Source organism: Micromonospora parathelypteridis (assembly GCF_014201145.1).
Taxonomy (GTDB): Bacteria; Actinomycetota; Actinomycetes; order Mycobacteriales; family Micromonosporaceae; genus Micromonospora; species Micromonospora parathelypteridis.
Genome location: NZ_JACHDP010000001.1, coordinates 1,244,556 through 1,270,637, shown reverse-complemented (window position 1 = coordinate 1,270,637; position 26,082 = coordinate 1,244,556). Strand labels below are relative to the sequence as shown.

Below are 26,082 nucleotides of genomic sequence, written 5' to 3'. Positions count from 1 at the left end.
TCCGCCAACCGGATTTGTTCCGCTTGGCCGGCATCTGTCGGTTGATTCACCCCTGCCGCCGCTCAGCCCATCCCACGCGCCTGCTCGAAGATCAGGCTGGTCTGGGTGTGCTGCACCACCGGGTCGACGGCCAGATGGTCCAGCACGAAGTCCCGCAACGCGTCACCCGACGCCGCCCGTACGTGCAGCACGTAATCCTCCGCGCCGGCCACGTGGAACACCGACACCACCCCGGGCAGCCGCACCGACCGGGCCCGGAAGGCGTCCACCGCCGCCCGCTCGTGCGCGGTCAACCGCACCGACACCAGCGCCTGCAACGGCAGTCCCAGCGCGGCCGGATCCACCTCCGCGTGGAAACCGCGGATCGCGCCACGCTCCCGCAGCGCCCGGGTGCGGGTCAGGCACGTCGACGGCGCCACCCCCACCCGCTCGGCGAGAGCGTTGTTCGGCAGACGACCATCCGCGGCCAGTTCGGTCAGGATCGCGCGGTCCACCTCGTCCAGGGCCGGATACGGCCGCACATCGTTCGGCTCAGGAGGCATCCGACCATCCTCGCCCGAATCCCACAACGAAACCAAGCCCATTCACAGAATCATCTGCCGAGCCATTGCTTGCCAGCCGGTGGATGTTCGACGCTACGCGGCATGACATCGGTGGACACCCGGGCCGTACACGCCGGACGCGACGACCTGCGCACCCTCGGCGTGCACGTCCCACCCATCGACCTGTCCACCACCAACCCGCTGCCCTCCGTCGACGAGGGCGGCGCCGCGTACGAGCAGCTCGCCACCGGCGGCACGTTCCCCAACGAGGGCGGGGCCGTCTACCAGCGGCTCTGGAACCCCACCGTCGCCCGCTTCGAGACCGCCCTCGCCGAACTCGAGGGCACCGCCCAGGCCGTCGCCTTCGCCAGCGGAATGGCCGCTCTCACCGCCACCCTCCTCGCCGCCGCCCGCGACGACCGCCGGCACGTCGTCGCCGTCCGACCCCTCTACGGCGGGACCGACCACGTCCTCGCCACCGGCCTGCTCGGCACCACCGTGACCTGGGCGCACCCCGACGAGATCGCCGCCGCCATCCGCCCCGACACCGCGCTGGTCATCGTCGAGACGCCGGCCAACCCCACCCTCGACCTGGTCGACATCGCCGCTGTCGCCGCCGCGGCCGGCGACATCCCGCTGCTGGTCGACAACACCGTCGCCACCCCCGTACTGCAACAACCCGCCCGACACGGCGCCACCCTCGTCCTGCACAGCGCCACCAAGAGCATCGGCGGGCACGGCGACGTGCTCGCCGGCGTCGTCGCCTGCGACGCCGACTGGGCGGTGCGACTACGCCAGGTCCGCGCGGTCACCGGCGCGATCCTGCACCCACTCGGCGGCTACCTGCTGCACCGCGGCCTGCAGACCCTGCCACTGCGGGTCCGCGCCCAGCAGGCCACCGCCGAGAAGCTCGCCGGCTGGCTCGCCAGCCACCCCGCCGTACACCGGGTGCACCACCCCTCGGTGCACGACCCGGCGGCGCTGGTCGGCCGCCAGATGGCCGGACCCGGCAGCCTGCTCGCCTTCGAGGTACGCGGCGGCGCGCCCGCCGCGGCCGCCGTCGCCGGTGCTTGCCGACTCATCACGCACGCGGTGTCCCTCGGCGGCGTCGACACCCTGATCCAGCACCCCGCCTCGCTGACCCACCGACCCGTCGACGGCGACGCGAAACCCGCCGCCGGGCTGCTGCGCCTCTCGGTCGGCCTGGAGGACCCCGAGGACCTGCGCGTCGACCTCGCCCACGCGCTCGACACGCTCACCTGACCGGACGCGCGGTCAGCGCAGCTCGCGATTGCCCAGCACCCGGCTGGGCGAACCCTGCCGGGCCACCCGCAGCATCGCCAGGCCGATCCCGTCGGTCGTGGTGATCTGATTCGGCAGCAACCGGCGCAACACCGGGAAAAGCGGACGGGTGATCGCGTACCCGATCCGATACCAACGGGTCCTCGACACCACCCCGTGCCTCGGCTGGATGACGCCGGGCCGCGCCGCGTAGCCGTTGGGCAGCAGGTCGATGATCGCGTTCTCGGCACGACCCTTGACCCGGGCCCACATCACCCGACCCTCGCCTGAGGAATCGGTCCCCTGACCGGAAACGTAGACGAACGTGACCTGCGGGCTCACCTCCGCCAACAGCCGCGCCGCCGCGAGCGGGTAGTCGTAGCTGACCCGGGTGTACGCGGCCTCGCTCAAACCCAACGAAGAGACGCCCAGGCAGTAGAAACACGCGTCCACGCCGGTCAACTCGGCCCGCACCGCGTCCAACTCGCCCACGTCCGCGACCGTCAGCTCACGCAGCTTCGGATCCTGCCCACCGGTCGGCCTCCGGCCGACCGTCACCACTTCCCGCACGTCCTCGGCGAGCAGGCACTCCCGCAGCACGCCCTGGCCGACCATGCCGGTCGCACCGAAAATGACCACCCGCATCGGTCCTCACCCCTGTCGATCTCGCAGCTTCGTAGCGGCCAGGCTCCCACGCCCGGCAGCACCACGGGGGTCGGAAAATGCCCCGCCGATCGACATCGCCGAACCGGCAGGGGAGACGACCGCGAGCGCGCGAGCTGCGCCCGCATCTGCGGCGGGACGCACGCTCGCATCGTCGAACAGGTGTATGACGGGGTGCCGGGAGCGGGATTCGAACCCGCAAGCCCTTTCGGGCAGAAGTGTTTGAGACTTCCGTGTATGCCGTTCCACCATCCCGGCGGGTGGCGCTTACTGTACCCGACTACTCTCATGCGGGAGCATGGGTGGTAGCCGTGCAGTGATCGATGGTGGGGGTAGGGCTGGTGGCTGAGATGCCGACGGATGCCGAGCGCAGGCGCGTACTGATCGCCGAGGACGAGGCGCTGATCCGGCTGGACCTCGCCGAGATGCTGGTCGAAGAGGGTTACGAGGTTGTGGGGGAGGCCGGTGACGGTGAGACCGCCGTCCGCCTGGCCGAGGAGTTGAAGCCCGACCTGGTCATCCTCGACATCAAGATGCCGATCATGGATGGGCTGGCTGCCGCCGAGCGCATCGCCGGCGCCCGGATCGCCCCGGTGATCATCCTGACCGCGTTCAGCCAGCGTGACCTGGTGGAGCGGGCGCGGGCGGCGGGCGCGATGGCGTACCTCGTGAAGCCTTTCCAGAAGAGCGACCTGGTCCCGGCGGTGGAGATCGCGCTGTCGCGTTACTCGGAGGTCGCCGCCCTGGAGGCCGAGGTCGCGAGCCTGACCGACCGCCTGGAGATCCGCAAGGCCGTCGAGCGCGCGAAGGGCGCGCTGATGACCACGTACGGGATGACCGAGCCGCAGGCGTTCAAGTGGATCCAGCGCACGGCGATGGATCACCGGATGACCATGAAAGAGGTCGCCGAGCGGATCCTCGCGGAGACCGCTGGCGGCGAGGTGTCGCAGCAGCCGACCGTCTGAAGACCCGACCCGCGCGATACGGCCTGCGCGGGGCCCCGGGCGCGGTGTCCGGTGGTTAGCATCGACGGGTGTCCGTCCGACGGGTGATCGCGGTGTTCGGCCTCTTCGCGCTGGTGCTTGCCGGGTGCGACGGGCCGACCGCACCGAGCGGCGCCGGGTCGACGTCGGCCGCCGCGCCGGCGCTGCGGCCGGTTTGGCAACCCTTGGCGCTGCCGGCGCCGCCGGGTGGCGCGGGCCGTCTTCTCCTACGCGACGCGACATCATGCGCGGGTCGATGGTTCCTGGTGGGTGGCGTCGCCGACGCCGACGGAGGGACTCGTCCGGCGGCGTGGACCAGCGTGGACGGTACGACCTGGACGGTGGTGACGGTCCGTCCGGATTCCTTCTACGGTCGGCAGAACGTGTTTCTCTCGGTGGCCTGCCGGGACGGTGCGGCGGCGCTGATCGGCGCGAAGGTCGGTGGCGCGCACGGCTATCCGCGGGTGAGCACGTGGCGGCAGGTGGCCGACGGCGCGCTGGTCGAGGTGCAGGCGCCGTTCGAGACGTTCGGCGGGCCGACGGCGGTGAACGTGTCCCGCCTGACGGCCGGCGCGCAGGGCTGGTTGATCGTCGGCAACCGTTCCGCGGGTGCGGCCTCCTGGGTGGCGACGCCGGACGCGGCCGAGTTCGCGCTGGTCGAGGGTGCGCCGGAGCTGGCCAGTGACGCGGTCGGGGTGACCTGGGCGTTCGACGCGGTGGCGACGTCGTCGGGCTGGCTGGCGGTCGGTGGTCTGCTGCCGGCCGGCCGGATCGACCGTGACCCGGCGGTGTGGTCGTCGCCGGACGGGCGGTCGTGGCGGCGCACGGTGTTGCCGGGCGGTTCGGAGTACGAGGAGTTGCAGCGGGTGGCGCTGGTCGGCGGGGTGCCGGTGGCGGTCGGGCTGCGGGGGTCGACGTTCGGCGCGTGGCGGCAGGAGGCCGCGGGCTGGGTGGCCGCCGCGACGTTCGGGCGGCGGGCCGGGGCCGGGGTGCCGGGCGTGACGTCGCTGGTGTCGTCCGGGGATCGGCTGTTCGCCGCGGTGACCGATGGGGCGCGGCAGTCGGTGTGGGTGTCGACGGATCGTGGTGGGTCGTGGCGGGAGGTCACGATGCCGCTCGATGTGCCGGCCGGCGTTGATCGGGACGTGTCACTGGTGGCGGTGGGTGACCGGTGGTGGCTGGCGGCGGACGACGGGACGCGGGCCGGGCTGTGGTGGGCGGCCGGCGTGGGCGTCTGAGCGCCAACGGTCGCGTGCCGTGCCGGGCCGGGTGCAATGTGCCGAGCTATTTTCGCAGGTCAATGGTCGTCTCATCGGCTGGGATTGGTCCGGGTCGGTGCGGGTGACCTCCGACCGGACGTGCGCTTAAGGACCAAAAGACGGGTTCACCTGTTACGCGCATCGACATGATTACCCACGTCTTCGTAACGGTTTCGCAGACCCCGCGTTCAGGCCTTCCGGGACGGTATGCGGTGTCGGTACGCTCCGCCATCACGAGCCGTAACGCAGGGGCAGTCCCTGCGGGGTGGGTGGAATTGCGGTCTGCTGCTGTCGCCGTCGCAAACGGGTCAGTGGCGTCCGCATCTGGAGGAGGTCAGGAAGCCGTGAGGCGAAGCTATGTACGGGCGCTGGGTACCGTTGCGCTCGCCGCGACCCTGGTGGTCGCGGCAGGTTGCCAGGATTCCGGTGGCGGCGACAGCAACACCGCGTCCGGTGACTGCGGTGGCAAGATCGCGATCTTCGGCGCGTTCACTGGCGACAACGCGGGTCTGGTGATCCCGTCGCTGAATGGCGCCAAGCTCGCCGTGAAGCAGTTCAACGCGGCGAACCCGAACTGCAAGGTCACCATGCAGGAGTTCGACACTCAGGGTGACCCTGCTGTGGCGACCCCGTTCGCGAACCAGATCGCGGGGGACAACTCGTTCCTCGGTGTCATCGGTGGTCACTTCTCCGGTGAGTCGGACGCGACGATGCCGATCTACCAGGCCGCGGGCCTGGCGATGGTCAGCCCGTCGGCGACCCGGACCGACCTGACCCAGAAGGGCAACACGTCCTTCTACCGGGTCGTCGGCAACGACGGCACGCAGGCCGGCGCGGTGGCGAGCTACCTGAAGACGCAGAACGCGCAGAAGGTCTTCCTGGTCGACGACGCCAGCGCCTACGGCGCCGGCATCACCGACGAGCTGGGCAAGCAGCTCGGCCCGCTGGTCGTGAACAAGGACAAGATCCAGGAGCGGCAGGCGCAGTTCGACGCCACCATCTCCAAGATCAAGTCGGCGCAGGCGGACTTCGTCTTCTACGGCGGCTACACCCGTGAGGCCGCTCCGCTGGTCAAGCAGATGCGTGCCGCTGGTGTCCAGGCCAAGTTCGTCGGCCCGGACGGTCTCTACGACCCGGCGTTCCCGGCGGGTGCCTCCGGCGGTGCCGAGGGCGCGATCATCACCTGCCCGTGCCTCCCGGCTGACAAGGCCGGCGGCACCTTCTCGGCCGACTACCAGAAGGAGTACGGCATCGCGCCGGGCTCCTACGGTGCGGAAGGCTTCGACGGCGCGACGATCTACCTGGACGCCTTCAAGGCTGGCAAGAAGAGCCGGGCGGACATCCTGGCGTTCGTGAAGTCGTACGACAAGCAGGGCGTGTCGAAGTACATCAAGTTCGACGCCAAGGGTGACGTTGACCCGACGAAGGTCGTCATCTGGGCCTACCAGATCAAGGGCACTGCTATCGAGGCGCTGCAGGAGCTCAAGCTCAGCTGACGCCCACGCAATGGAGTGCGGCCGGGGTGTTTCACCCCGGCCGCACTCGATTCAAGGAGACCCCCGGTGCATTTTGATGAACTGATCGGCCATCTCGGCCAGCACACGGTCGATGGCCTGTCCAAGGGCGCCATCTACGCCCTGATCGCCCTTGGCTACACCCTCGTCTACGGCGTCCTGCGCCTGATCAACTTTGCGCACTCCGAGGTTTTCATGGTCGGTACCTTCGCGGTGCTGATCCTGTGGACCCAGCTCGGCGTGCAAAATAACCCGCCTGTCGGCCAGGCGATCCTGTTCCTCGTGCTTGGTCTGGTCGTCGCGGCGGCAGCCTCGGGCGGTACGGCCCTGGCGCTCGAGCGGATCGCGTACCGACCGTTGCGCCGTAAGAACGCGCCGCCGCTGATCTTCCTGATCACCGCGATCGGTCTGTCGCTGGTCTTCGTGGAGCTCTTCGGGCAGGTGCTGCCCAAGCTGCTCGGTGGCGTGTTGCCGGAGGCGTTCGGCCGGCCCCGGCAGATCGTCGGTATGCCGACGATCATTCAGCAGGAGACGCTCTTCACCATCGGCAACACGGCGATCACCAACATTCAGCTGATCGTCTTCGTCGCGGCCGTCGCGATGATGGCGGTGCTGGACTGGTTCATCAACCGCACCCGGTACGGCCGGGGCGTGCGGGCGGTGGCCCAGAACCCGGAGACCGCCGCGCTGATGGGCGTCAACCAGGAGCGCGTGATCATGCTGATCTTCGTGCTGGGTGGCATCATGGCCGGCGCCGCCGCGCTGTTGTGGAGCATGCGGTTCGGCTTCACCCAGAACAGCATCGGCTTCGTGCTCGGTCTGAAGGCGTTCACCGCCGCGGTGCTCGGCGGCATCGGCAACCTGCGCGGCGCACTGCTGGGTGGTCTCTTCCTCGGCATCGTCGAGGTCTACGGCGCCACGCTCTTCGCGTCCAACTGGGAGGACGTCATCGCCTTCGTGGTGCTGATCGTGGTGCTGATGTTCCGACCCACCGGCCTGTTGGGTGAGTCGCTCGGGAGGGCCCGCGCATGATCGACAAGATTCGCTCCGCAGACCGTCGCCGGGTCGGCATGCTGACCTCGGTCGGCGACCGCTGGCGTGCGCTGACGAAGTGGCAGCAGGCGCTCGGCCTGGCCGCGTTCGTGGCGTTCCTCTACTACCTGCCGCTGCTCGGCATTCCGGGCCTGACCTGGTTGCGTACCGACTCGATCGAGGGCGGCAACAACTGGGCGGGTGTGCTCTTCGTCTGCGCCATCTACGTGCTGGTCGCGATCGGCCTGAACGTGGTGGTCGGCCTCGCCGGCCTGCTCGACCTGGGCTACATCGGCTTCTTCGCCATCGGCGCGTACAGCGTGGCGCTGTTCGGCTCGGTGAACTCGCCGGTGGTCAAGTGGATCCAGCAGGAGTTCAACCTGCCGCCGACCTGGGCGGTGACCTGGGCGATCTGCCTGTTCATCGCGATCGTGCTGACGATGATCTCCGGGGTGCTGCTGGGCTGGCCGACGCTGCGGTTGCGCGGTGACTACCTGGCCATCGTGACGCTGGGCTTCGGCGAGATCATCCGGATCGTGGCCCGTAACGCCACCGGGCTGACCAACGGCCCGGTGGGCATCTCGGCCATCCCCGGTCCGGAGGGCGCGCCGTCGGCGGACAACAAGGTCTTCGGTCTGATCGACGCGAAGCCCTGGTACTGGTTGGCGATCACCTTCGTGCTGATCATGGTGTTCCTGGTGCGTCGGCTGGAGCACAGCCGGGTCGGCCGGGCATGGTTGGCCGTGCGCGAGGACGAGGACGCCGCCGCGGTGATGGGCGTGTACCCGTTCAAGTTCAAGCTCTGGGCGTTCGCCATCGGTGCGGCGCTCGGCGGCCTGTCCGGCTTCCTGTTCGGCAGCCGGAACGCGTTCATCGACCCGACCCAGTTCAACGCGAACCTGTCCATCCTGTTCGTCGCCATGGTCGTGGTGGGTGGCTCCGGCAACATGATCGGCGTCTCGCTCGGCGCGGTGCTGCTGGCGTACCTGCCGGAGCGGTTCCGCGACTTCGCCGACTACCGGTGGTTGGTCTTCGGCCTGGCCATGGTCCTGGTGATGATCCTGCGTCCGCAGGGCCTCGTCCCGAGCCGGCGGCGTGCCCGCGAGTTGAAGGACCGCGCGGCCGAGGCAGAGGAGGCGCCCGCTCATGTCTGACCAGACCACCCGCACCGCGACGCCGAAGATCCCGACTCAGCCGGGACCCCGGTCGGTGCTGCTCGAAGTCGACGACGTCACGCTCCGCTTCGGCGGCGTGGTCGCCCTCGACAAGATCAATTTCCAGATCTACGAGGGCGAGATCCTCGGCCTCATCGGGCCGAACGGTGCCGGCAAGACCACCAGCTTCAACGTGATGACCGGGGTCTACAAGCCGACCTCCGGGGCGGTCCGGTTCCGCGGCCAGAAGGTGACCGGCCGCAAGCCGCACCAGATCAGCCAGTTGGGCATCTCCCGCACGTTCCAGAACATCCGTCTCTTCCCGGAGATGACGGCGCTGGAGAACGTGATGGTCGGCACCGACTCGCGGCACAAGACGAGCGTGCCCGGGGCGCTGTTCCGGCTCTACCGGGTGCGGCCGAAGCCGGAGGAACTGCCGCAGGTCACCGCCGCGTCCGGAATCGTCCGGACCTGGCAGCAGGTGCGCCTGTCGGCCGCGAAGATCTTCGGCCTGTCCCGGCACATCCTGGAGGAGCGGGCGGCCGAGTCCAAGGCGCTCGAGTTGCTGCGTTTCGTCGGAATCGCCGATCGGGCCAACGACGAGGCACGCAACCTGCCGTACGGCTACCAGCGCCGGTTGGAGATCGCCCGCGCGCTGGCCACCGAGCCGAAGCTGATCTGCCTGGACGAGCCGGCCGCCGGCTTCAACCCGGCGGAGAAGGAGGAGCTCCTCACCCTGATCCGCAAGATCCGTGACATGGGCCTGACCGTCCTGCTCATCGAGCACGACATGCGGCTGGTCATGGGAGTCACCGACCGGATCGTGGTGCTGGAGTTCGGCCGCAAGATCGCCGAGGGTGCGCCCGCGGAGGTCAGCCGCGATCCGAAGGTGATCGCCGCGTACCTGGGGGAGCCCGCCGATGACGCTGCTTGAGCTTGAGAACGTCGCCGTTGCCTACGGCCGGATCGAGGCGCTGCACGGAATCAGCCTCACCGTGAACGAGGGCGAGGTGGTGGCCCTGATCGGCGCGAACGGCGCCGGTAAGACCACCACCATGCGGGCCATCTCCGGCACCCGGTCGCTGGCCGGCGGGAAGATCACGTTCAACGGCGAGGACATCAGCAAGCTCCGGGCCGACCTGCGGGTGGTCCGGGGGCTGTGTCAGTCGCCGGAGGGACGGCAGATCTTCCCGGGCATGACGGTGATGGAGAACCTGGACATGGGGGCGTACACCCGGCGGGACTCCGCCGGCATCGCCTCCGACCTGGAGCGGGTGCTGACCCTCTTCCCGCGGCTGGCCGAGCGGCGCAAGCAGGCCGGTGGCACGCTCTCCGGCGGCGAGCAGCAGATGCTCGCGGTCGGCCGGGCACTGATGAGTCGACCGAAGCTCCTGCTGCTCGACGAGCCGTCGATGGGTCTGGCCCCGTTGGTGATCCGGCAGATCTTCGACATCATCACGGAGATCAACCAGCAGGGCACCACGATCCTGCTGGTGGAGCAGAACGCCCAGCAGGCGTTGTCGCGGGCGCACCGCGGCTACGTGCTGGAGACCGGTCAGATCGTGAAGGAGGGGTCCGGTCAGGACCTGCTGCACGATCCGTCGGTCAAGGAGGCGTACCTCGGCGTGGCCTGAACCACCCGAGCGTCGGCCGGTCATCCCCTCGCGGGGGTGGCCGGCCGACGGCGTTCGGGCCGGCTCTCGTCTCGGTGCCGCGGCACCCCGTGCCGAGGGCCAGGGATGTCGGTGCGACGGACTAGAGTCGCTGCCGTGACAGCTACGACACCGCGCCTGCTCCTCGTCGACGGACATTCCATGGCATACCGGGCCTTCTTCGCCCTGCCGGTGGAAAACTTCTCCACCACGACGGGGCAGCCGACCAACGCGGTCTACGGCTTCACCTCGATGCTGATCAACGTGTTGCGGGATGAGCAGCCCACCCACATCGTGGTGGCCTTCGACGTCTCCCGCCGTTCCTTCCGCACGGAGAAATACTCGGAGTACAAGGCCGGCCGCAGCGAGACTCCGACCGACTTCAAGGGCCAGGTCAGCCTGGTCAAGGAGGTCCTGGCCGCGCTGCAGATCCCGGTGGTCGAGAAGGAGGGCTTCGAGGCCGACGACGTCATCGCGACGCTCGCCTGCCAGGCCCGCGACCAGGGCATGTCGGTGCTGATCAGCAGCGGTGACCGGGACGCGTTCCAGTTGGTCGACGATCAGATCACCGTCCTCTACCCGCGCAAGGGTGTCTCCGACCTGGCCCGGATGGACCCTGCCGCGATCGAGGCGAAGTACGGCGTCACCCCACAGCAGTACCGGGACCTGGCCGCGCTGGTCGGCGAGACCAGCGACAACCTGCCCGGCATCCCGGGCGTCGGCCCGAAGACCGCCGCCAAATGGATCACCACGTACGGCGGGGTGGAGGGCGTGATCGCCCGGGCCGACGAGATCAAGGGCAAGGCCGGCGACAGCCTGCGGGAGCGGCTCGCCGACGTGATCCGCAACTACGAGATCAACCGCCTCGTCTCCGATCTGGAGCTGCCGCTGCGCCCGGAGGACACCCGCTGGGCCGGTTGGGACCGCGAGGCGGTGCACCAGGTCTTCGACACGCTGGAGTTCCGCATCCTGCGGGACCGCCTCTACCAATACCTGGAGGCGGTCGAGCCGGAGGCCGAGTCCGGCTTCGACCTCGCCGGCGAGATGCTCACCGAGCCCGGCGCGCTGGCCGGCTGGCTGGGCACCCACGCCCCGACCGGCACCCCGGTCGGGTTGGCGGTCAAGCTCGACACCGGCCCCAACCGCCGGCACACCGCCTCGATCACCGGTCTGGCGCTGGCCACCGCCGGCGGCGCGGCGGCCTGGGTCGACCCGGCGCGGCTCGACCCGACCGACGACGGCGCCCTGGCCGCCTGGTTGGCCGACGCGCAGCGGCCCAAGGTGCTGCACGACAGCAAGCCGGCCGTGCTGGCCTGCGCCGCGCACGGTTGGCAGCTCGCCGGCATCGTCCGCGACACCCAGATCGCCGCGTACCTGGCCCGTCCCGATCAGCGGTCCTACGACCTGACCGACCTGGCGCTGCGCTACCTGCACCGGGAGTTGCGGGTGGACGTCCCGGAGTCCGGCCAGCTCACCCTCGACGGGCTCGGTGACGAGGGCGTCGCCGAGCAGAACCTGATGCTCCAGGCCCGGGCCACTCTCGACCTTGCTGACGCGATCGACGCCGAGTTGTCCCGCGACGGCGAGCAGTCCGCCCGGCTGATGGCCGGGGTGGAGCTGCCGTTGATGCGGGTGCTGGCCGGCATGGAGAGCATCGGCATCGCCGCCGACACGCACTATCTGTCCGAGTTGGAGGCGCATTTCGCCGCCGAGGTGAAGGCCGCCGCGCAGGGCGCGTACGAGGCGGTGGGTCGGGAGTTCAACCTCGGCTCGCCCAAGCAGTTGCAGGAGATCCTCTTCACCGAGCTGGGCCTGCCGAAGACCAAGAAGATCAAGACGGGCTACACCACCGACGCCGACGCGCTGCAGTGGCTCTACGCGCAGCAGCCGCACCCGGTGCTGGCCCACCTGCTGCGCCACCGGGACGTGGCCAAGCTCAAGTCGACAGTCGACGGGCTGCTCAAGTCGGTCTCCGACGACGGCCGGATCCACACCACCTTCAACCAGACGGTGGCGGCCACCGGGCGGCTCTCCTCCACCGAGCCCAACCTGCAGAACATCCCCATCCGCACCGAGGAGGGCCGGCGGATCCGCCGTGCCTTCGTGGTGGGCGAGGGTTACGAGTGCCTGCTCACCGCCGACTACAGCCAGATCGAAATGCGGATCATGGCTCACCTGTCCTCGGACGACGCGCTGATCGAGGCGTTCAACTCCGGGGCCGACTTCCACGCCGCCACCGCGTCGTCGGTCTTCGGGGTGCCGCTCGACGAGGTCACCCCCGACCAGCGCCGCAAGATCAAGGCCATGAACTACGGCCTGGCGTACGGGCTGAGCGCGTTCGGCCTGTCCCAGCAGCTCAGCATCGGCACCGACGAGGCGCGCGGGCTGATGGAGAACTACTTCGCCGGTTTCGGCGGGGTGCGCGACTACCTGCAGCAGGTGGTCGCCCGGGCACGCCAGGACGGCTACACCTCCACCATCCTGGGTCGCCGCCGCTACCTGCCCGACCTGGTCAGCGACAACCGGCAGCGCCGCGACATCGCCGAGCGGATGGCGCTCAACGCCCCGATCCAGGGCTCCGCGGCCGACATCATCAAGGTGGCGATGCTGCACGTCGACACCGCGCTCGGCGAGGCCGGGATGCGCTCGCGGATGCTGCTGCAGGTGCACGACGAGTTGGTCTTCGAGGTCGCTCCCGGTGAGCGGGAGGCGTTGGAGGCGCTGGTCCGGCGGGAGATGGGCGAGGCGTACCCGCTGTCGGTGCCGTTGTCGGTGTCGGTCGGCGACGGGCACGACTGGAACAGCGCTGATCACTGAATTTCTGTCTTGCGGTGGGGGTTCCGGGGCAGCCCGACCCGCTCCGGGCGGTCAGGCTTGATCCCTGCGCGGGTCGGGCTGCCCCGGAACCCCTGACTGGGTCACCCCGACGGCGATGCTTTCGGCCGTCGCCTGGAGTGTGATCTTGTTCGTGGTTACTTCAGGGGGTCGTGGCCCCAGTTCATGAGGGACCAGCGCCACTTGGTGTCGCGGACGTTGCCCGACGGGCGTTGCGCCATGTGCCGGCGAACGTAGCCGACCACCTTGCGCATGTGCTTGTAGTCGCCCTCGGACAGGTCACCGCGCTTGCGCCGGAGCAGGTTGATGATCTTCCGGCCGGAATCGTGCCCGACGGACTCGCCGCCACCGGAGCGGCCGCCCTTGTGCCAGCCAACCCGCTTCGACTCATCGGTCTCCAGCCACGTGGACAGCTCGCCGGGTTTCATGTTCACCGCCTCGGTGAACTCCCGGTAGGTGTCCCGGCCCTGATCGTCAGCTCTGCTCATGACGCAGCGCCTCGGGGCGGTGGGCCACGTCGCGGCCCGTTCCGTCACTGCGGACCCGGTACTGCGGGTCGTCGGGCGCCGCGTTCACTGCCCGCCCGCGGATCCGCGTCCGCTCGGTGATCGTCTCCTGCACCACGCCGTACGCGCGGCTGCCGTGGGCCGACCAGGAGACATGGTCGCCCTTGTGGAAACTCTGTTCGGCCATGACCCTCGGCTACCCGACGCCGTAGGGGTGAAACGACTACGGGGTGATCTCGGCGATCGGCAGTTTGATGTCGAACGGCTCGGCCAGCTCGATCACGTCAGCGCCGTCGGCGACCAGTTCGTACTGCCGCTCACCGCCCGGCCCCACCCGGTCGCCGATCCGGTACGCGTACACGTGCACCGGATCCTGCTCGATCCGCCAGTAGAACGGGATGCCGGCGGCGGCGTACTCGCCCGGTTTGGCGAATCGGTCGATCCGCCGCGTGCCCGGCGACACGATCTCCACGGCGAACACGACATCCTCCGAGCGCAGGATGGAATGGGCGGACGCCACGCCGGCACGGTGCAATAGCACGTCGGGCTGTCGGCTTGTGTTGTGGCTGAGCTTGACGCCGATGGCCTGGGCAGCGCCGAGGTGCTGAGGCGCGTGGTTGTGCAGCCAGAGCCACAGCAGGCTGGAGATGTTCTGATGGCCCAGGGTGGGGGAGGGTGTCACCTGGAAAATTCCGTCGACGAGTTCGACGCGGGGGGCGTCGTCCGGCAGGGCGAGCAGGTCTTCCAGCGTGTAGTCGGCACGCTGCTGCCGCATCGGATCCGGACACCAGGGGCCAGGTGATGTAGGGATGGGCCCCGCGCTCATGAGCCGAGCCTACCGGCGATCGATGGAATGCAGGTCGGACCGCGAGTGCGACGCGCTTACGTGGCGGGCTTCTCGGTGACGAAGATGGCGGTGCCGGGGAAGAGCCGACCGCGCAAGGGGCTCCACTGCCCCCAGATCCCCTCGTGCCCCTGCGGCCACTCCGGTTCCAGCAGGTCCAGCAGCCGGAACCCGGCGCCGACCAGCTCCCGGATCCGGTCGCCGAGGGTGCGGTGCTGCTCGACGTAGGTGGCCACGCCGGACTCGTCCTGTTCCACGTAGGGGGAACGGTCGAAGTACGAGTGCACGGCGGTCAGCCCGCCCTCGCCGGGGTCGTCGAGGAAGATCCAACGCATCGGGTGGGTCACCGAGAACACCCACCGCCCCCCGGGGCGCAGCACCCGGTGCACCTCGGCGTGCAGGGTCGCCGAGTCGTCCACGAAGGGGATCGCGCCGAAGGCGGTGCAGGCGACGTCGAACGACCCGTCGGCGAACGGCAGGGCGAGCGCGTCGGCCTGCACCAGCGGTACGCGTACCCCGGTGCGGTCGGCGGCCTCGGCGGCGTGCCGCAACATGCCGGCGGACAGGTCGAAGGCGACCGGCCAGGCGCCCTGGGTGGCCAGCCAGCGGGCGGCGGCGGCCGCTCCGCAGCCCACCTCCAGCACCCGCCGCCCGGGCAGGTCGCCGAGCAGTCGGGCGTCGGCCTCGCGCAGCCCCTCCGGGCACCAGACGAAGTCGACGTCGCCGAGGAACGCGCCGTGCTCGGCCTGGTAGTCGTCGGCGTCGGTGTCCCACCAGCCGCGGTTGGCCCGCCGGGCCTCGGCGTCACCCACCCGGCGCCGGGTGACCCGGCTGTCGTCATCCACGCGCTCACGCTAGGCCCCACCGTGGTCGATCCGCCCGCTGGGCCGGCCCGACCCGCCGAGCCCACACACCCCACCCCGGCCCCGCCTCGGCAGGGCGTGAATCTTGGAGGGGCCGCGGTGGCCGCTGGGGTCGCTGTGACGCACGAGACAGCAGGGGTGGTTTCCGGGCGATTGTTCGTCTTTCGCAGGTCATCGCACGGAGAGAAGCCGGGAGGGCTTGCACGCTGTGGTAATGCGCACGGTAGGCTAGACGATGCGCTCGCGGATCGCGTTGCCTCGGCAGGGAGCAGGTACGCGGTCGACGGAGCCACATCATGATCTCACTAGGCGATCGTTCGGTGTGCCCGGCGACGGATCCGCTGGCGCGAACAGGTCACTGCGACACCAGCCTGCTGTGACAACCCACCGACCGGAGCAACCGCCCACATGACGAGCAGCATCGAGGCCCCCTCGAGCGCCACCCGGGTCACCCACGACGATCTCGGTTCCGAGGAGGCATTCCTCGCCGCGATCGACGAGACCATCAAGTACTTCAACGACGGCGACATTGTCGAAGGCACCGTCGTCAAGGTCGATCGGGACGAGGTCCTGCTCGACATCGGCTACAAGACCGAGGGTGTCATCCCCTCTCGGGAGTTGTCGATCAAGCACGACGTGGACCCCGCCGAGGTTGTGACGGTTGGTGACCACATCGAGGCCCTGGTCCTCCAGAAGGAGGACAAGGAGGGTCGTCTGATCCTCTCCAAGAAGCGGGCACAGTACGAGCGGGCCTGGGGCACGATCGAGAAGATCAAGGACGAGGACGGCGTCGTCCGCGGTTCGGTCATCGAGGTGGTCAAGGGCGGCCTCATCCTCGACATCGGGCTGCGCGGCTTCCTGCCCGCCTCCCTGGTCGAGATGCGTCGTGTGCGCGACCTGCAGCCGTACGTCGGGCGTGAGCTCGAGGCCAAGATCATCGAGCTGGACAAGAACCGCAACAACGTGGTCCTGTCCCGCCGGGCCTGGCTGGAGCAGACGCAGTCCGAGGTGCGCACCGAGTTCCTCAACAAGCTGCAGAAGGGCCAGGTCCGCAAGGGCGTCGTGTCCTCGATCGTCAACTTCGGCGCATTCGTGGACCTCGGCGGCGTCGACGGTCTGGTGCACGTCTCCGAGCTGTCCTGGAAGCACATCGACCACCCGTCTGAGGTCGTCGAGGTGGGCCAGGAGGTCGAGGTCGAGGTCCTGGACGTCGACCTGGACCGCGAGCGCGTCTCGCTGTCGCTGAAGGCGACCCAGGAAGACCCGTGGCGGCAGTTCGCCCGCACCCACGCGATCCAGCAGATCGTGCCGGGTAAGGTCACCAAGCTGGTGCCGTTCGGTGCGTTCGTCCGCGTGGACGACGGCATCGAGGGCCTGGTCCACATCTCCGAGCTGGCCGAGCGCCACGTGGAGATCCCGGAGCAGGTCGTCCAGGTTGGCTCCGAGGTCATGGTCAAGGTCATCGACATCGACCTGGAGCGTCGCCGGATCTCGCTGTCGCTCAAGCAGGCCAACGAGGGCTTCGTCGAGGGCGAGGAGCACTTCGACCCGACCCTCTACGGCATGGCCGCGACGTACGACACCGAGGGCAACTACATCTACCCGGAGGGCTTCGACCCGGAGACGGGCGAGTGGCTCGAGGGGTACGACAAGCAGCGCGAGACCTGGGAGAACCAGTACGCCGAGGCTCGTCTGCGCTGGGAGGCCCACACCAAGCAGGTGCAGACCTCTCGGGCCGCCGACGCCGAGGCTGCCGCCAACCCGACTCCGGCCGTTCCGGCCGCTGGCGGCGCAGGCGGCGGTGGCACCACCTCTTCGTCCAGCCCGGCCCCGAGCCGGCAGGCCGAGGAGCCGGCCGGCACGCTGGCCACCGACGAGGCGCTCGCCGCACTGCGGGAGAAGCTCGCCGGCGGTAAGTGACCCGCTGAACGACTGAACGACGACAGGCCCCGTCCCCGCGATCTCCGGATCGCTGGGGGCGGGGCCTTCGCCGTGCCCGGGCGCACCTCGCGGTGTCCGGGAGCGCTTTGCGATGTATGAGGCAGACCTCGCCGTGCCCCGCGCGGCTTCGGCACTGTCCGGCCACCCCGCCGGCGCGCAAGATCGTGCTCGATCCTGGATGTAGGGGCCACCAGGCGACCAGGACACCACTAGAACCAGGATCGAGCACGATCTTGCTGGGCTGAGCGGTATTCGGCCATCCCGGGCTCGGGCCGGGCTCGGGCCGGGCTCGGGCCGGGTCGGGCTCGGGTCGGGCTTGGTGGGCCGGTTGCCGGCCTGGTGAGCACCAGCGCGGTGGGTTTGGCGGCTTGGCCGGTGATCCGGTTGACTGGTCGGGTGCTGAGGGTGGGGTTGACCGGCGGGATCGGGTCGGGCAAGAGCGCGGTGGCCGCGCGGCTCGTGGAACGGGGTGCGGTGCTCATCGACGCCGACCGGGTGGCCCGGGAGGTCGTCGCCCCGGGTACGGAGGGGCTGGCCGAGATCGTTGCCGCCTTCTCCGACGCGGTGCTGGATGCCGATGGCGCACTGGACCGTGCCGCACTGGGCGCGGTGGTGTTCGCCGACGAAGCCGCCCGCCGTCGACTGGAGACGATCACCCACCCCCGGGTGCGGGCTCGCACGGCGGAGTTGGCCGCCGCGGCGGCACCCGACGCGATCGTCGTCAACGACGTACCGCTGCTTGTCGAGGTTGGGCTCGCGCCCACGTACCACCTGGTGATCGTGGTGGAGACGGCCGTGACGACCCGACTGGAACGGCTGGCGCGCGACCGGGGGATGGGTCGCGCGGAGGCCGAGCGGCGGATCGCCGCCCAGACCGACGACGCGCGTCGCCGTGCGGCTGCGGATGTGGTGCTCAGCAACGACGGGAGTCTGGCGGCGTTGGACGACGCCGTCGACGCGCTGTGGCGGCAGCGGCTGGTGCCCTACGAGGACAATGTGCGCGAGCGGCGGGTGGTCCCGCCGGGCCGGGTCGACCTGGCCGAGACCGACGCGAGTTGGCCCGAGCAGTACGCGCGGCTCGCCGCCCGGATCCGGCACACGCTCGGCTCGGACGCCCTGCGGATCGACCACATCGGCTCGACCGCGGTGCCCGGGCTCGCCGCCCAGGACGTCATCGACGTGCAGGTGGCCGTGCCCAGCCTCGTCGACGCCGACGGGGCGCTGGCCGACCGGCTGGCGAACGCCGGGTTCCCACGGGTACCGGGGCAGTGGTGGGACGATCCGCGCCCGGCCGGCACTGCTCGGTGGGAGAAGCGGCTGCACGGCAGCGCGGACCCGGCCCGCCCGGTCCGGCTGCACGTGCGCGTCGCGGGCTCGCCAGGCTGGCGGTACGCGCTGCTGATGCGCGACCACCTTCGTGCCGACCCGGATCAGCGGGCCGCGTACCTGCAGCTCAAGCGGGACCTGGTCGACTCGGCACCGGCCAGCGACTCCGGCACGGCCGGCGACCCGTGGTTCGACGAGGAGTACCTGCGGGCCGAGCAGTGGGCCGCGCAGACCGACTGGCGGCCCTGAGAGCCACGGTCAGCGGGTGCCGGGCCGCGCGGTGGTGGGCCGAGCCGAGGTGGGCCGGGGGTTCGGGGCCGGACGGGGCACCGGGGCCAGTCGGGGCACCACCGCGGCGTGGAGATCCAGTTGAGCCCAGGTGTTGGCGTCGGTGCGCAGCTCCAGCCGCCGTAGCGACCCGTCGCGGTCGATCCAGTAGCGCAGTCGCGCGCCGACCGGGCCCACCTCGACGACGTCCACGGTCCGTCCGGTGGTGACGTCCTCGCGTACCCGCACGGCCGCACCGGGTTGCCCGACCGACCCGGCGGCCAGCGCGGCGTCGACCAGCAGGTTCAGGTCGTCCCCGCCGGATCGGGAGACCCGCCACGCCCCGGCCGGGGGTGGCAGCGGTGGCCGGCCCGGCACCTCCGCCGTGCCGCCGCCGGCGGCAGCGGCCGGCAGGTCCGCCCGGGCCAGCCCGGCGGTGTCGCGGCGCAGCAGGGTCCGCCGATCCGGCACGCCCAGATCGGCAACCGAGAGGTACGCGGTACGCGCGGTCCAGCTCAACCAGCCGGCCCCCCGCAGGTTCGTGTCCGTGCCCGTCGGCGCGGTCAGCGTGACCGTGGCACCGCCCTGGGCGCGTAGCCGAGCGGGCAGCCGGTCCAGCCGACGCTGCTCGGCGTCGGTCAGTGCGCGGGGCAGACCGGGCCGGCCACCGAGGGCATCCACCGGCCGGAGTGTCGGCCGGTCCACCCGGTTGAGAATCACCGTGACCGGGCCGACGCCGGGCAGCTGGGTCACCAGCTTGTGCAGGCGGGCGTCCTGGTCGAGCCAGTACCGGCTCCGTCCGTCCTGGTCGGTGCCCGCCGACCCGCTGCCCGGTGCGGTGCTACCCGGTGCGGTGCTACCCGTGGTGCTGCCCGGTGTGGTGCTGGCGGCGACTGGTGTCCCGGTGGGCAGCGGCGCCTGGAGAACGTCCACCGGGCCGCCCGCCACGGTGTCCCTGGCGATCCAGCGTGCGCCGCTGCCCGGCACCGTCTGGGTCGGGTCCGGCCGGTCGGCGGCGAGCCCGAGGAGCAGGTCGAGTACCGGTGCCAGCGTCGATCCCGGTGCCAGGCGGTGCAGCCGCCAACGGTCCGTCGGAGGCATCAGTGGGGGTGCGGCGGGGGTGGGCACCGCCGCCGGGTCGGGCCGGATCACCAGCACCGGGCCGGCTCTCTGCAACAGCCCGCGCTCGGCACCCGCACCCGGCCCGCCCACGTCGAGGTAGAGCAGTGACCGCGACCAGTCCACCCAGCCCACCAGCTCGATCCGGGCTGCGTCGGTGCCGGCGGTGACGCGGACCCCGGCGCGGAGGTCCCGCAGGTTGGTGACCCGCACGGCGGCCAACCGCTCGCCCTCCGCGAGGGTCAGCGGCCGGGCCGGCTCGGGAGGTTCGGGCGCCCAGCTCAACAGCCCGAGAACCAACGCCGTCGCGGACGTCACCGCGGTCAGACCGAGCAACATCAGCACGGTACGTCTGCGGCGGCTGGCCTGGCGCGGACCAGCGGCGTCGGCCGCGTCGGCGGTGCCGTCGGGGCTGGTGGTGGTCGGGGTGTTCGCGGGTCCCCGGCCGGCGGCGGATCGGTGGCCTGCGGCGGTTCGGCGGCCGGGGGGCCGATCGTTGTCGGGTGGTCGGTCGTTGTCGGCCGGTCGCTCGGCGGCGGGTCGGCCGGTGGTGGACCCGATCCCGATGGTCCGGATAGCTGCGGACGCGCCGGCCGAGCCGGTGCGGTGACGCCCGGTGCCACGCCCCGGCCGGACAGTTCCGGCACCGGGACCCCGCAGCTCGACACTCCCGCCGCCGGGAAGTCCCGCACCTCCACCGCCCGACGGCTTGACACCGGATGGCTTGGCGCTCGACGGCTCAGCACCGGGCGGCTTAGTACCGGATGGCGTGGTGCCGGGCGGTGTGTTGCCGGAGCGCTTGGCACCGGAGGGCTTGGCACCGGAGGGCTTGGCCTCGGAGGGGGTGGCACCGGAGGGTTTGATGCCGGAGGGCGTGGCACCGGGCGGCTCGGCGGCGGGCGGCGTGCCCCTGGGGGCGGTGGCGTCGGGCGACGGGGTCGCAGAGGTGTCCACGGAGATGAAACGGGCGGGGAGGCACCGGGGTGACGAGCAGGGGCGCTCGCGGCGGCCGGTCTGCGCCTCGAGCGCGACCACACGGGTGCGCACGCCGGACGAGCCGGGTGCTGCGACCGCAGTGCCGGGGGCGGCCGGCCGTGATGACGGCCTGGCCACCGGCCCGGTCGGCCGCCGCGAGCGGCCTACATGGAGAGGGTAGTCCCGGTGACATGTGCCACACAATGGGAATATTGAAGCCGATCACGTACCTGGCGTGACGGCCGTTCCTGTCGGACCTCCGGCGTACCGTTGTTGGCATGGCGCTCGACATTCCCCGGCTCGACAGCCGCTTCCAGGTCGTCAGTGATTTCCAGCCGGCCGGTGACCAACCCGCAGCCATCGATGACCTTGAGCGTCGGGTTCGGCGCGGCGACCGCAACACGGTGCTGCTCGGCGCGACCGGCACCGGCAAGAGCGCCACCACGGCGTGGTTGATCGAGCGGCTGCAGCGCCCGACCCTGGTGCTCGCCCCGAACAAGACCCTCTGCGCGCAGCTGGCCAAGGAGTTCAGTGAGCTGCTGCCGCACAACGCGGTCGAATACTTCGTCTCTTACTACGACTACTACCAGCCTGAGGCGTATATCCCGCAGACCGACACCTACATCGAGAAGGACTCCTCGATCAACGAGGAGGTTGAGCGGTTGCGGCACTCGGCGACGATGTCGCTGCTCACCCGTCGCGACGTGATCGTGGTGGCCACCGTCTCGGCGATCTACGGCCTGGGCACCCCGGAGGAATACCTCAACCGGGCGGTCCGGGTGCAGACCGGCCAGGAGCTCGACCGTGACCAGTTGCTGCGTCGGCTGGTCGACATCCAGTACACCCGCAACGACATGGCCTTCCAGCGGGGCACCTTCCGGGTTCGTGGCGACACGTTGGAGATCATCCCGGCGTACGAGGAGCTGGCGGTCCGCATCGAGCTGTTCGGTGACGAGGTGGAGAAGCTCTACTACCTCAACCCGTTGACCGGTGACGTGGTCCGCGAGGTCGACCAGCTGGTGATCTTCCCGGCCACGCACTACGCGGCCGGTCCGGAGCGGATGGAGCGGGCGATCCGTGACATCGAGGTCGAGTTGGCCGAGCGGCTCGCCGAGCTGGAGCGGCAGGGCAAGCTGCTGGAGGCGCAGCGGCTGCGGATGCGCACCACCTACGACATCGAGATGATGCGGCAGGTGGGCTTCTGCTCCGGCATCGAGAACTACTCGATGCACATGGACGGGCGGCTGCCCGGCAGCCCGCCGCACGCCCTGCTCGACTACTTCCCCGACGACTTCCTCACCGTGGTCGACGAGTCGCACGTGACCATCCCGCAGATCGGCGGCATGTACGAGGGCGACGCGTCCCGCAAGCGGATGCTCATCGACCACGGCTTCCGGCTGCCCAGCGCGGCCGACAACCGGCCGCTGCGCTTCGACGAGTTCCTGGAGCGGGTCGGCCAGATGGTCTACCTCTCCGCGACCCCCGGCACCTGGGAGTTGGAGCAGGCCCAGGGCGAGTTCGTCGAGCAGGTCATCCGGCCCACCGGTCTGGTCGACCCGCAGGTCGTGATCAAGCCGACCAAGGGTCAGATCGACGATCTGATGCACGAGATCAAACTGCGCACCGATCGCGATGAGCGGGTCCTGGTCACCACGCTGACCAAGAAGATGGCCGAGGACCTGTCCGACTACCTCCTGGAGAACGGGATCCGCGTGCGCTACCTGCACTCGGAGGTCGACACGTTGCGCCGGGTGGAGCTGCTGCGCGAGCTTCGCAAGGGCGACTACGACGTGCTGGTCGGCATCAACCTGCTGCGTGAGGGTCTGGACCTGCCCGAGGTGTCGCTGGTGGCGATTCTCGACGCCGACAAGGAGGGCTTCCTGCGCAGCGGCCGGTCGCTGATCCAGACCATCGGGCGGGCCGCTCGTAACGTCTCGGGTCAGGTCCATATGTACGCCGACAAGATCACCCCGTCGATGGCGGCGGCGATCGACGAGACAGATCGGCGCCGGGCCAAGCAGATCGCGCACAACGAGGCACACGGGATCAGCCCGGAGCCGTTGCGTAAGAAGATCCACGACATCCTGGACGACATCTACCGCGAGGCCGAGGACACCGAGAACTCCCGGGTCGGGGGCGCGGTGCGTCAGCTGTCCCGTGGCAAGGCGCCGGTCAAGGAGACCCGCAGCCGGAGCCGGTCGGCCGCCACCACCACCTCCCGGGAGGGGATGGCCCGCGCCGACCTCGCCCAGCTCATCCAGGAGCTCAACGACCAGATGCTGGCCGCCGCCCGCGAACTGCAGTTCGAGCTGGCGGCCCGGATCCGTGACGAGGTCTCCGACCTGAAGAAGGAGCTGCGCGGCATGGACGCCGCCGGCGTGAAGTGACGGCCACCACCCGGCTGGCCACGACGAGCGCTCCGCTCGGGCGCGGCCGGCCGGGGCGCGCGAAGGGCGGGCGAGGTTGACGGCGGTGGCACCGGTCGGGGAGATGGTTCTTGGGCTGCCCGACGTCCGGCTGCGCCCGTTCGTCGACCGGTACATCGGCTACCGGGAACGGGCGGACGTGCCCCTGGTCCGCCGGGAGTCGGCGGGCGTGTTCGTGGTGCTGATCCTGGGCTGGGGCGCGCCGCTGGACGTGACCGACCCGCGCAGCGCGGAGCGCGGGGCCACGAATGTCGACTCGTTCGTGGCCGGCACCTTCGACGGTTGGTGCGCCACCCGCACGATGGGTGTGGGGGAGGGCGTCGAGTTGCTGCTCGCCCCACTGACCGCCCGCAGGCTCCTCGGTCTGCCGCTCAGCGAGCTGACCAACCGGGCCGTGGGCGTCGGGCAGCTCCCGGGCCGTTGGCTGGATCAGCTGCGCGGCCGGCTCGCCGAGGCGGCGGGCTGGCCGGAACGGTTCGCCCTGCTCGACAGGGTGCTCGCCGACCGGCTGGCGGCGTCCCCGCCGGTGGACACCCGGCTGGACTGGGCGTGGCGATGGCTCGTCGCCGGCGGTGGGCAGGAGGGTGTGGGTGCGCTCGCCGACGAACTGGGCTGGAGCCGGCGGCACCTCGCCTCCCGGTTCCGGAAGGACGTGGGGCTGCCGCCCAAGATGGTCGCCCGACTGCTGCGCTTCCAGCAGGCGTACGCGGCGCTGGCCGACGTGGGCGCGACCATCGGGGCGGGTGCCGGGGCGGGTGCCGGGCCGCCGACCGACGCCGGGCGGTCCGCGGCCGGTGCGGGGTCGGCCGGCGCGACACGGGCCGTCGACTGGGCCGAGGTGGCGGCGCGCTGCGGTTACTACGACCAGTCCCACCTGATCCGGGACTTTCACGAGTTCGCGGGGGCGACTCCGGCCGCGCTGCTCGCCGCCCGGTCGATGGCCGGCTGACACCACGCGGTCGACGACCCGCCGAGGTCACATTCGTCCAATCCGGAGCAGGGTCGCCAGCCGCAGAATCGGGTCATGCGAACTGTCTATCCTGTCTTCCGTTACCCCGATCCCCGCTCCGCGATCGACTGGCTCTGCGCCGCCTTCGGCTTCCAGGTGCACGCCGTGCACGAGGCACCGGACGGCACGGTCGCGCACGCCGAACTCGTCCTCGACACCGGCATGATCATGCTGGGCGGTCGAGCGGACGCGACGCCCAGGTCGGCCGATGACGACTGCCCGATCTACGTGGCGGTGCCGGACGTCGACGCCCACTGCGCCCAGGCCCGCGCGGCCGGTGCCGAAATCACCCAGGAGCCGTTCGACACCGACTACGGCTCCCGTGACTACGCCGCCCGCGACCTGGCCGGGAACGTCTGGGCCTTCGGCACCTACCGGCCCTGAGCCCAGCCTGGCCGGCCCTGAGCCCAGCCTGGCCGGCCCTGAGCCCAGCCTGGCCGGCCCTGTTGTCTCGGGCCCGATCCGTAGACCGCGCCGAATGACCTGATTGCGGTGAGCGAGCGACCTATTGCACTGGGTGATCGTCCTGCGTAGTCTCCCTCGATGGGGAGGCCGGGATGCCGCTGCCAACGAGTCCTGTCATTCGACGTGTACGCCTCGGCGCAGAACTGCGCCAACTACGTCGGCGCGAGGCGCTGACCCTGGAGCAGGTCTGCGACCGGCTGGGCTGGGCCTCGACGTCGAAACTGTCCCGCATCGAGCTGGGCCAGAGCCGCCCGGACCTCGCCGATGTGCTCGATCTGCTGGACATCTACAAGGTGCCGACGCCGGCCCGGGACGCGCTGATCGTGATCGCTCGGGACGCGGCGACCAGCCGAGGCTGGTGGAAGACGCTGGGCGAGATGAGCGAACGGCAGCGCACCTACGCCGAGTTGGAGGCGGGCGCCGCCGACATCGTCGAGTACCAGCCGACGGTGGTGCCGGGGCTGCTCCAGACGCCCGAGTACGCCCGGGTTCTGGTCGCGGCAGGCGCCCAGCTCACGCCGGAGGTCGACGTGGAGGCGGAGGTGCGCGCCCGGGCGCTGCGGCAGGAGGTGCTGAGGCGGGCCTACCCGCCGCGCTACACGGCGGTGCTCGCCGCGGCCGTCTGCGAGCCGGGTGACCTGCCGGTAGCGGTCTGGCGGGAGCAGTTGCGGCACCTGGTCGCCGTGACCGGGCTGTCCCATGTCACGGTGCGGCTGTTGCCACCTGGGGCGGCCGGCGGCGGGCTGCACCCGCTCACGCCGTACTCCTGCTATGCCTTTCCCGACCCGGCGGACCCGCGGACGGTGATGATCGAGGCGTTGACCACCGACGTCCGGTTGGCCACGGTGCTCGACGTCGACCGCTACGAGCGGATGACCGAGGCGTTGCTGGCGGCCGCCCTGTCCGCGGAGGAGACGGTCACCGCGCTGGCTCGGCGCGCCGGCGAGTAGGGCCAGGGCGGCGCGCCGCGCGGCCACCGGGCCCGGCGCCCCCGAGCCCGTCGGGACCGGCGGCCGGCGCGTGCGCAGGGCACGATAACCGTGGGGTACGACAGCGTCACGCAGGCCGGCACGTCGTGACGCCTGTGTGTCGAATCAGCCCGGTGTGTCGAGACAGGCCGGTGCGTCGGATCAGGCCGGCACGTCGAGGAAGTGCTCGACCACGGGCGGCCCGGCGAAGTGCGGTCCGATCAACGCCCGCCACTTCTCGAACCGCTCGGTGGCCCGGAAGTTCTCCTCGTGCGCCTCGACCGAGTCCCATTCGACCAGCAGCACGAAGCGGGTGGGGGACTCGATCCCCCGCGTCATCCGCACGGACCGGCAGCCGGTTGCCCCGGCGAGCACGGGGTGACCCTCGGCGTACGCGGCGGCGAACGCGTCCTCGTGTCCGGGCAGTACGTCGATGAGCGCGACCTCAAGCACCATGT

The 26,082-nt window shown here is 70.6% G+C and carries 22 protein-coding genes, 1 tRNA gene and 1 pseudogene; 15 read left to right on the top strand and 9 right to left on the bottom strand.

What is annotated here, in order from left to right; genetic code table 11:
- Positions 1–62: 62 nt before the first annotated feature.
- Positions 63–542, bottom strand: coding sequence for an Lrp/AsnC family transcriptional regulator (locus HNR20_RS05240; protein ID WP_030334356.1), 480 nt, complete (start codon positions 540–542; stop codon positions 63–65).
- A gap of 102 nt (positions 543–644) precedes the next feature.
- Here HNR20_RS05240 and HNR20_RS05235 point away from each other — a divergent pair, with 102 nt between their 5' ends.
- Positions 645–1,805 carry a trans-sulfuration enzyme family protein gene (locus HNR20_RS05235; protein ID WP_184176955.1) on the top strand — a complete coding sequence of 387 codons (1,161 nt, stop codon included), beginning with the start codon at positions 645–647 and terminating at the stop codon, positions 1,803–1,805.
- Between the two features lie 12 nt (positions 1,806–1,817).
- Here the strand turns inward: HNR20_RS05235 and HNR20_RS05230 are convergent, their stop codons facing one another.
- Positions 1,818–2,468 carry an NAD-dependent epimerase/dehydratase family protein gene (locus tag HNR20_RS05230; protein WP_184176953.1) on the bottom strand — a complete coding sequence of 217 codons (651 nt, stop codon included), beginning with the start codon at positions 2,466–2,468 and terminating at the stop codon, positions 1,818–1,820.
- A 193-nt stretch (positions 2,469–2,661) separates the two neighbouring features.
- Positions 2,662–2,744: transfer RNA gene (locus tag HNR20_RS05225), tRNA-Leu, on the bottom strand.
- 83 nt (positions 2,745–2,827) lie between these two features.
- On the opposite strand from HNR20_RS05225, the gene HNR20_RS05220 reads away from it, so the two are divergent.
- From HNR20_RS05220 to polA, 8 genes are all read left to right on the top strand, one after another.
- Positions 2,828–3,451 carry an ANTAR domain-containing response regulator gene (locus HNR20_RS05220; RefSeq protein ID WP_088991522.1) on the top strand — a complete coding sequence of 208 codons (624 nt, stop codon included), beginning with the start codon at positions 2,828–2,830 and terminating at the stop codon, positions 3,449–3,451.
- Positions 3,452–3,519: 68 nt separating this feature from the next.
- Positions 3,520–4,707 (top strand): hypothetical protein, encoded by a 1,188-nt coding sequence (locus HNR20_RS05215; RefSeq protein ID WP_184176951.1) that lies wholly within the window; start codon positions 3,520–3,522, stop codon positions 4,705–4,707.
- Positions 4,708–5,072: 365 nt separating this feature from the next.
- The gene (locus HNR20_RS05210; protein WP_184176949.1) at positions 5,073–6,224 is read left to right on the top strand and encodes a branched-chain amino acid ABC transporter substrate-binding protein; all 1,152 of its coding nucleotides are present in this window, start codon (positions 5,073–5,075) and stop codon (positions 6,222–6,224) included.
- A 66-nt stretch (positions 6,225–6,290) separates the two neighbouring features.
- The gene (locus HNR20_RS05205) at positions 6,291–7,274 is read left to right on the top strand and encodes a branched-chain amino acid ABC transporter permease (protein WP_184176947.1); all 984 of its coding nucleotides are present in this window, start codon (positions 6,291–6,293) and stop codon (positions 7,272–7,274) included.
- Positions 7,271–8,428 (top strand): branched-chain amino acid ABC transporter permease, encoded by a 1,158-nt coding sequence (locus tag HNR20_RS05200; protein ID WP_184176945.1) that lies wholly within the window; start codon positions 7,271–7,273, stop codon positions 8,426–8,428. The genes HNR20_RS05205 and HNR20_RS05200 overlap by 4 nt, the downstream gene beginning before the upstream one ends.
- Entirely contained in the window at positions 8,421–9,362 is a 942-nt protein-coding gene (locus HNR20_RS05195) for an ABC transporter ATP-binding protein (RefSeq protein ID WP_221309707.1), read from the top strand. The genes HNR20_RS05200 and HNR20_RS05195 overlap by 8 nt, the downstream gene beginning before the upstream one ends.
- Positions 9,349–10,062 (top strand): ABC transporter ATP-binding protein, encoded by a 714-nt coding sequence (locus HNR20_RS05190; protein WP_184176943.1) that lies wholly within the window; start codon positions 9,349–9,351, stop codon positions 10,060–10,062. The genes HNR20_RS05195 and HNR20_RS05190 overlap by 14 nt, the downstream gene beginning before the upstream one ends.
- A gap of 135 nt (positions 10,063–10,197) precedes the next feature.
- Positions 10,198–12,897 (top strand): DNA polymerase I, encoded by a 2,700-nt coding sequence (polA, locus tag HNR20_RS05185; protein ID WP_184176941.1) that lies wholly within the window; start codon positions 10,198–10,200, stop codon positions 12,895–12,897.
- Positions 12,898–13,055: 158 nt separating this feature from the next.
- Here polA and HNR20_RS05180 read toward each other — a convergent pair.
- The 4 genes and pseudogenes from HNR20_RS05180 to HNR20_RS05165 form a co-directional block, all read right to left on the bottom strand.
- A pseudogene (locus HNR20_RS05180) lies at positions 13,056–13,403 on the bottom strand (DUF3140 domain-containing protein); the annotation flags it as partial.
- Entirely contained in the window at positions 13,390–13,608 is a 219-nt protein-coding gene (locus HNR20_RS05175) for a hypervirulence associated TUDOR domain-containing protein (protein WP_184176937.1), read from the bottom strand. The gene HNR20_RS05175 and the pseudogene HNR20_RS05180, both read right to left, overlap by 14 nt.
- Positions 13,609–13,644: 36 nt before the next feature.
- On the bottom strand, positions 13,645–14,196 hold the full coding sequence (locus tag HNR20_RS05170) for a Uma2 family endonuclease (RefSeq protein WP_184176935.1): 552 nt from the start codon (positions 14,194–14,196) through the stop codon (positions 13,645–13,647).
- Positions 14,197–14,303: 107 nt separating this feature from the next.
- A complete protein-coding gene (locus tag HNR20_RS05165; protein WP_184176933.1) occupies positions 14,304–15,110 on the bottom strand; it encodes a class I SAM-dependent methyltransferase in 807 nt (268 codons plus the stop codon).
- Positions 15,111–15,536: 426 nt separating this feature from the next.
- On the opposite strand from HNR20_RS05165, the gene rpsA reads away from it, so the two are divergent.
- Both rpsA and coaE read left to right on the top strand, forming a co-directional pair.
- Positions 15,537–17,048 carry a 30S ribosomal protein S1 gene (gene rpsA, locus HNR20_RS05160; protein WP_221309705.1) on the top strand — a complete coding sequence of 504 codons (1,512 nt, stop codon included), beginning with the start codon at positions 15,537–15,539 and terminating at the stop codon, positions 17,046–17,048.
- 417 nt (positions 17,049–17,465) lie between these two features.
- Positions 17,466–18,644 (top strand): dephospho-CoA kinase, encoded by a 1,179-nt coding sequence (gene coaE, locus HNR20_RS05155; RefSeq protein ID WP_184176931.1) that lies wholly within the window; start codon positions 17,466–17,468, stop codon positions 18,642–18,644.
- A 9-nt stretch (positions 18,645–18,653) separates the two neighbouring features.
- On the opposite strand, the gene HNR20_RS05150 is transcribed toward coaE, so the two are convergent.
- Positions 18,654–20,735, bottom strand: a complete 2,082-nt coding sequence (locus HNR20_RS05150; protein WP_184176929.1) for a hypothetical protein — start codon at positions 20,733–20,735, stop codon at positions 18,654–18,656.
- A gap of 299 nt (positions 20,736–21,034) precedes the next feature.
- On the opposite strand from HNR20_RS05150, the gene uvrB reads away from it, so the two are divergent.
- The 4 genes from uvrB (at position 21,035) to HNR20_RS05130 (ending at position 25,606) form a co-directional block, all read left to right on the top strand.
- Complete coding sequence (gene uvrB / locus HNR20_RS05145) at positions 21,035–23,143, top strand: excinuclease ABC subunit UvrB (RefSeq protein ID WP_184176927.1); 2,109 nt, start codon at positions 21,035–21,037, stop codon at positions 23,141–23,143.
- 85 nt (positions 23,144–23,228) lie between these two features.
- The gene (locus tag HNR20_RS05140) at positions 23,229–24,131 is read left to right on the top strand and encodes a helix-turn-helix domain-containing protein (RefSeq protein ID WP_229687192.1); all 903 of its coding nucleotides are present in this window, start codon (positions 23,229–23,231) and stop codon (positions 24,129–24,131) included.
- Positions 24,132–24,206: 75 nt separating this feature from the next.
- Positions 24,207–24,575 (top strand): VOC family protein, encoded by a 369-nt coding sequence (locus HNR20_RS05135; RefSeq protein WP_184176925.1) that lies wholly within the window; start codon positions 24,207–24,209, stop codon positions 24,573–24,575.
- A gap of 173 nt (positions 24,576–24,748) precedes the next feature.
- Positions 24,749–25,606, top strand: a complete 858-nt coding sequence (locus tag HNR20_RS05130; RefSeq protein ID WP_184176924.1) for a helix-turn-helix domain-containing protein — start codon at positions 24,749–24,751, stop codon at positions 25,604–25,606.
- A 180-nt stretch (positions 25,607–25,786) separates the two neighbouring features.
- Here the strand turns inward: HNR20_RS05130 and HNR20_RS05125 are convergent, their stop codons facing one another.
- Positions 25,787–26,080, bottom strand: coding sequence for an antibiotic biosynthesis monooxygenase family protein (locus tag HNR20_RS05125; protein ID WP_110563979.1), 294 nt, complete (start codon positions 26,078–26,080; stop codon positions 25,787–25,789).
- Between the last annotated feature and the right edge of the window lie 2 nt (positions 26,081–26,082).

Coding starts and splice junctions, on each gene's coding strand:
- HNR20_RS05240 (WP_030334356.1), bottom strand. CDS start 542: ATGCCTCCTGAGCCGAACGATGTGCGGCCGTATCCGGCCCTGGACGAG.
- HNR20_RS05235 (WP_184176955.1), top strand. CDS start 645: ATGACATCGGTGGACACCCGGGCCGTACACGCCGGACGCGACGACCTG.
- HNR20_RS05230 (WP_184176953.1), bottom strand. CDS start 2,468: ATGCGGGTGGTCATTTTCGGTGCGACCGGCATGGTCGGCCAGGGCGTG.
- HNR20_RS05200 (WP_184176945.1), top strand. CDS start 7,271: ATGATCGACAAGATTCGCTCCGCAGACCGTCGCCGGGTCGGCATGCTG.
- HNR20_RS05195 (WP_221309707.1), top strand. CDS start 8,421: ATGTCTGACCAGACCACCCGCACCGCGACGCCGAAGATCCCGACTCAG.
- HNR20_RS05190 (WP_184176943.1), top strand. CDS start 9,349: ATGACGCTGCTTGAGCTTGAGAACGTCGCCGTTGCCTACGGCCGGATC.
- HNR20_RS05175 (WP_184176937.1), bottom strand. CDS start 13,608: ATGGCCGAACAGAGTTTCCACAAGGGCGACCATGTCTCCTGGTCGGCC.
- HNR20_RS05170 (WP_184176935.1), bottom strand. CDS start 14,196: ATGCGGCAGCAGCGTGCCGACTACACGCTGGAAGACCTGCTCGCCCTG.
- rpsA (WP_221309705.1), top strand. CDS start 15,537: ATGACGAGCAGCATCGAGGCCCCCTCGAGCGCCACCCGGGTCACCCAC.
- uvrB (WP_184176927.1), top strand. CDS start 21,035: ATGGCGCTCGACATTCCCCGGCTCGACAGCCGCTTCCAGGTCGTCAGT.
- HNR20_RS05135 (WP_184176925.1), top strand. CDS start 24,207: ATGCGAACTGTCTATCCTGTCTTCCGTTACCCCGATCCCCGCTCCGCG.
- HNR20_RS05130 (WP_184176924.1), top strand. CDS start 24,749: ATGCCGCTGCCAACGAGTCCTGTCATTCGACGTGTACGCCTCGGCGCA.
- HNR20_RS05125 (WP_110563979.1), bottom strand. CDS start 26,080: ATGGTGCTTGAGGTCGCGCTCATCGACGTACTGCCCGGACACGAGGAC.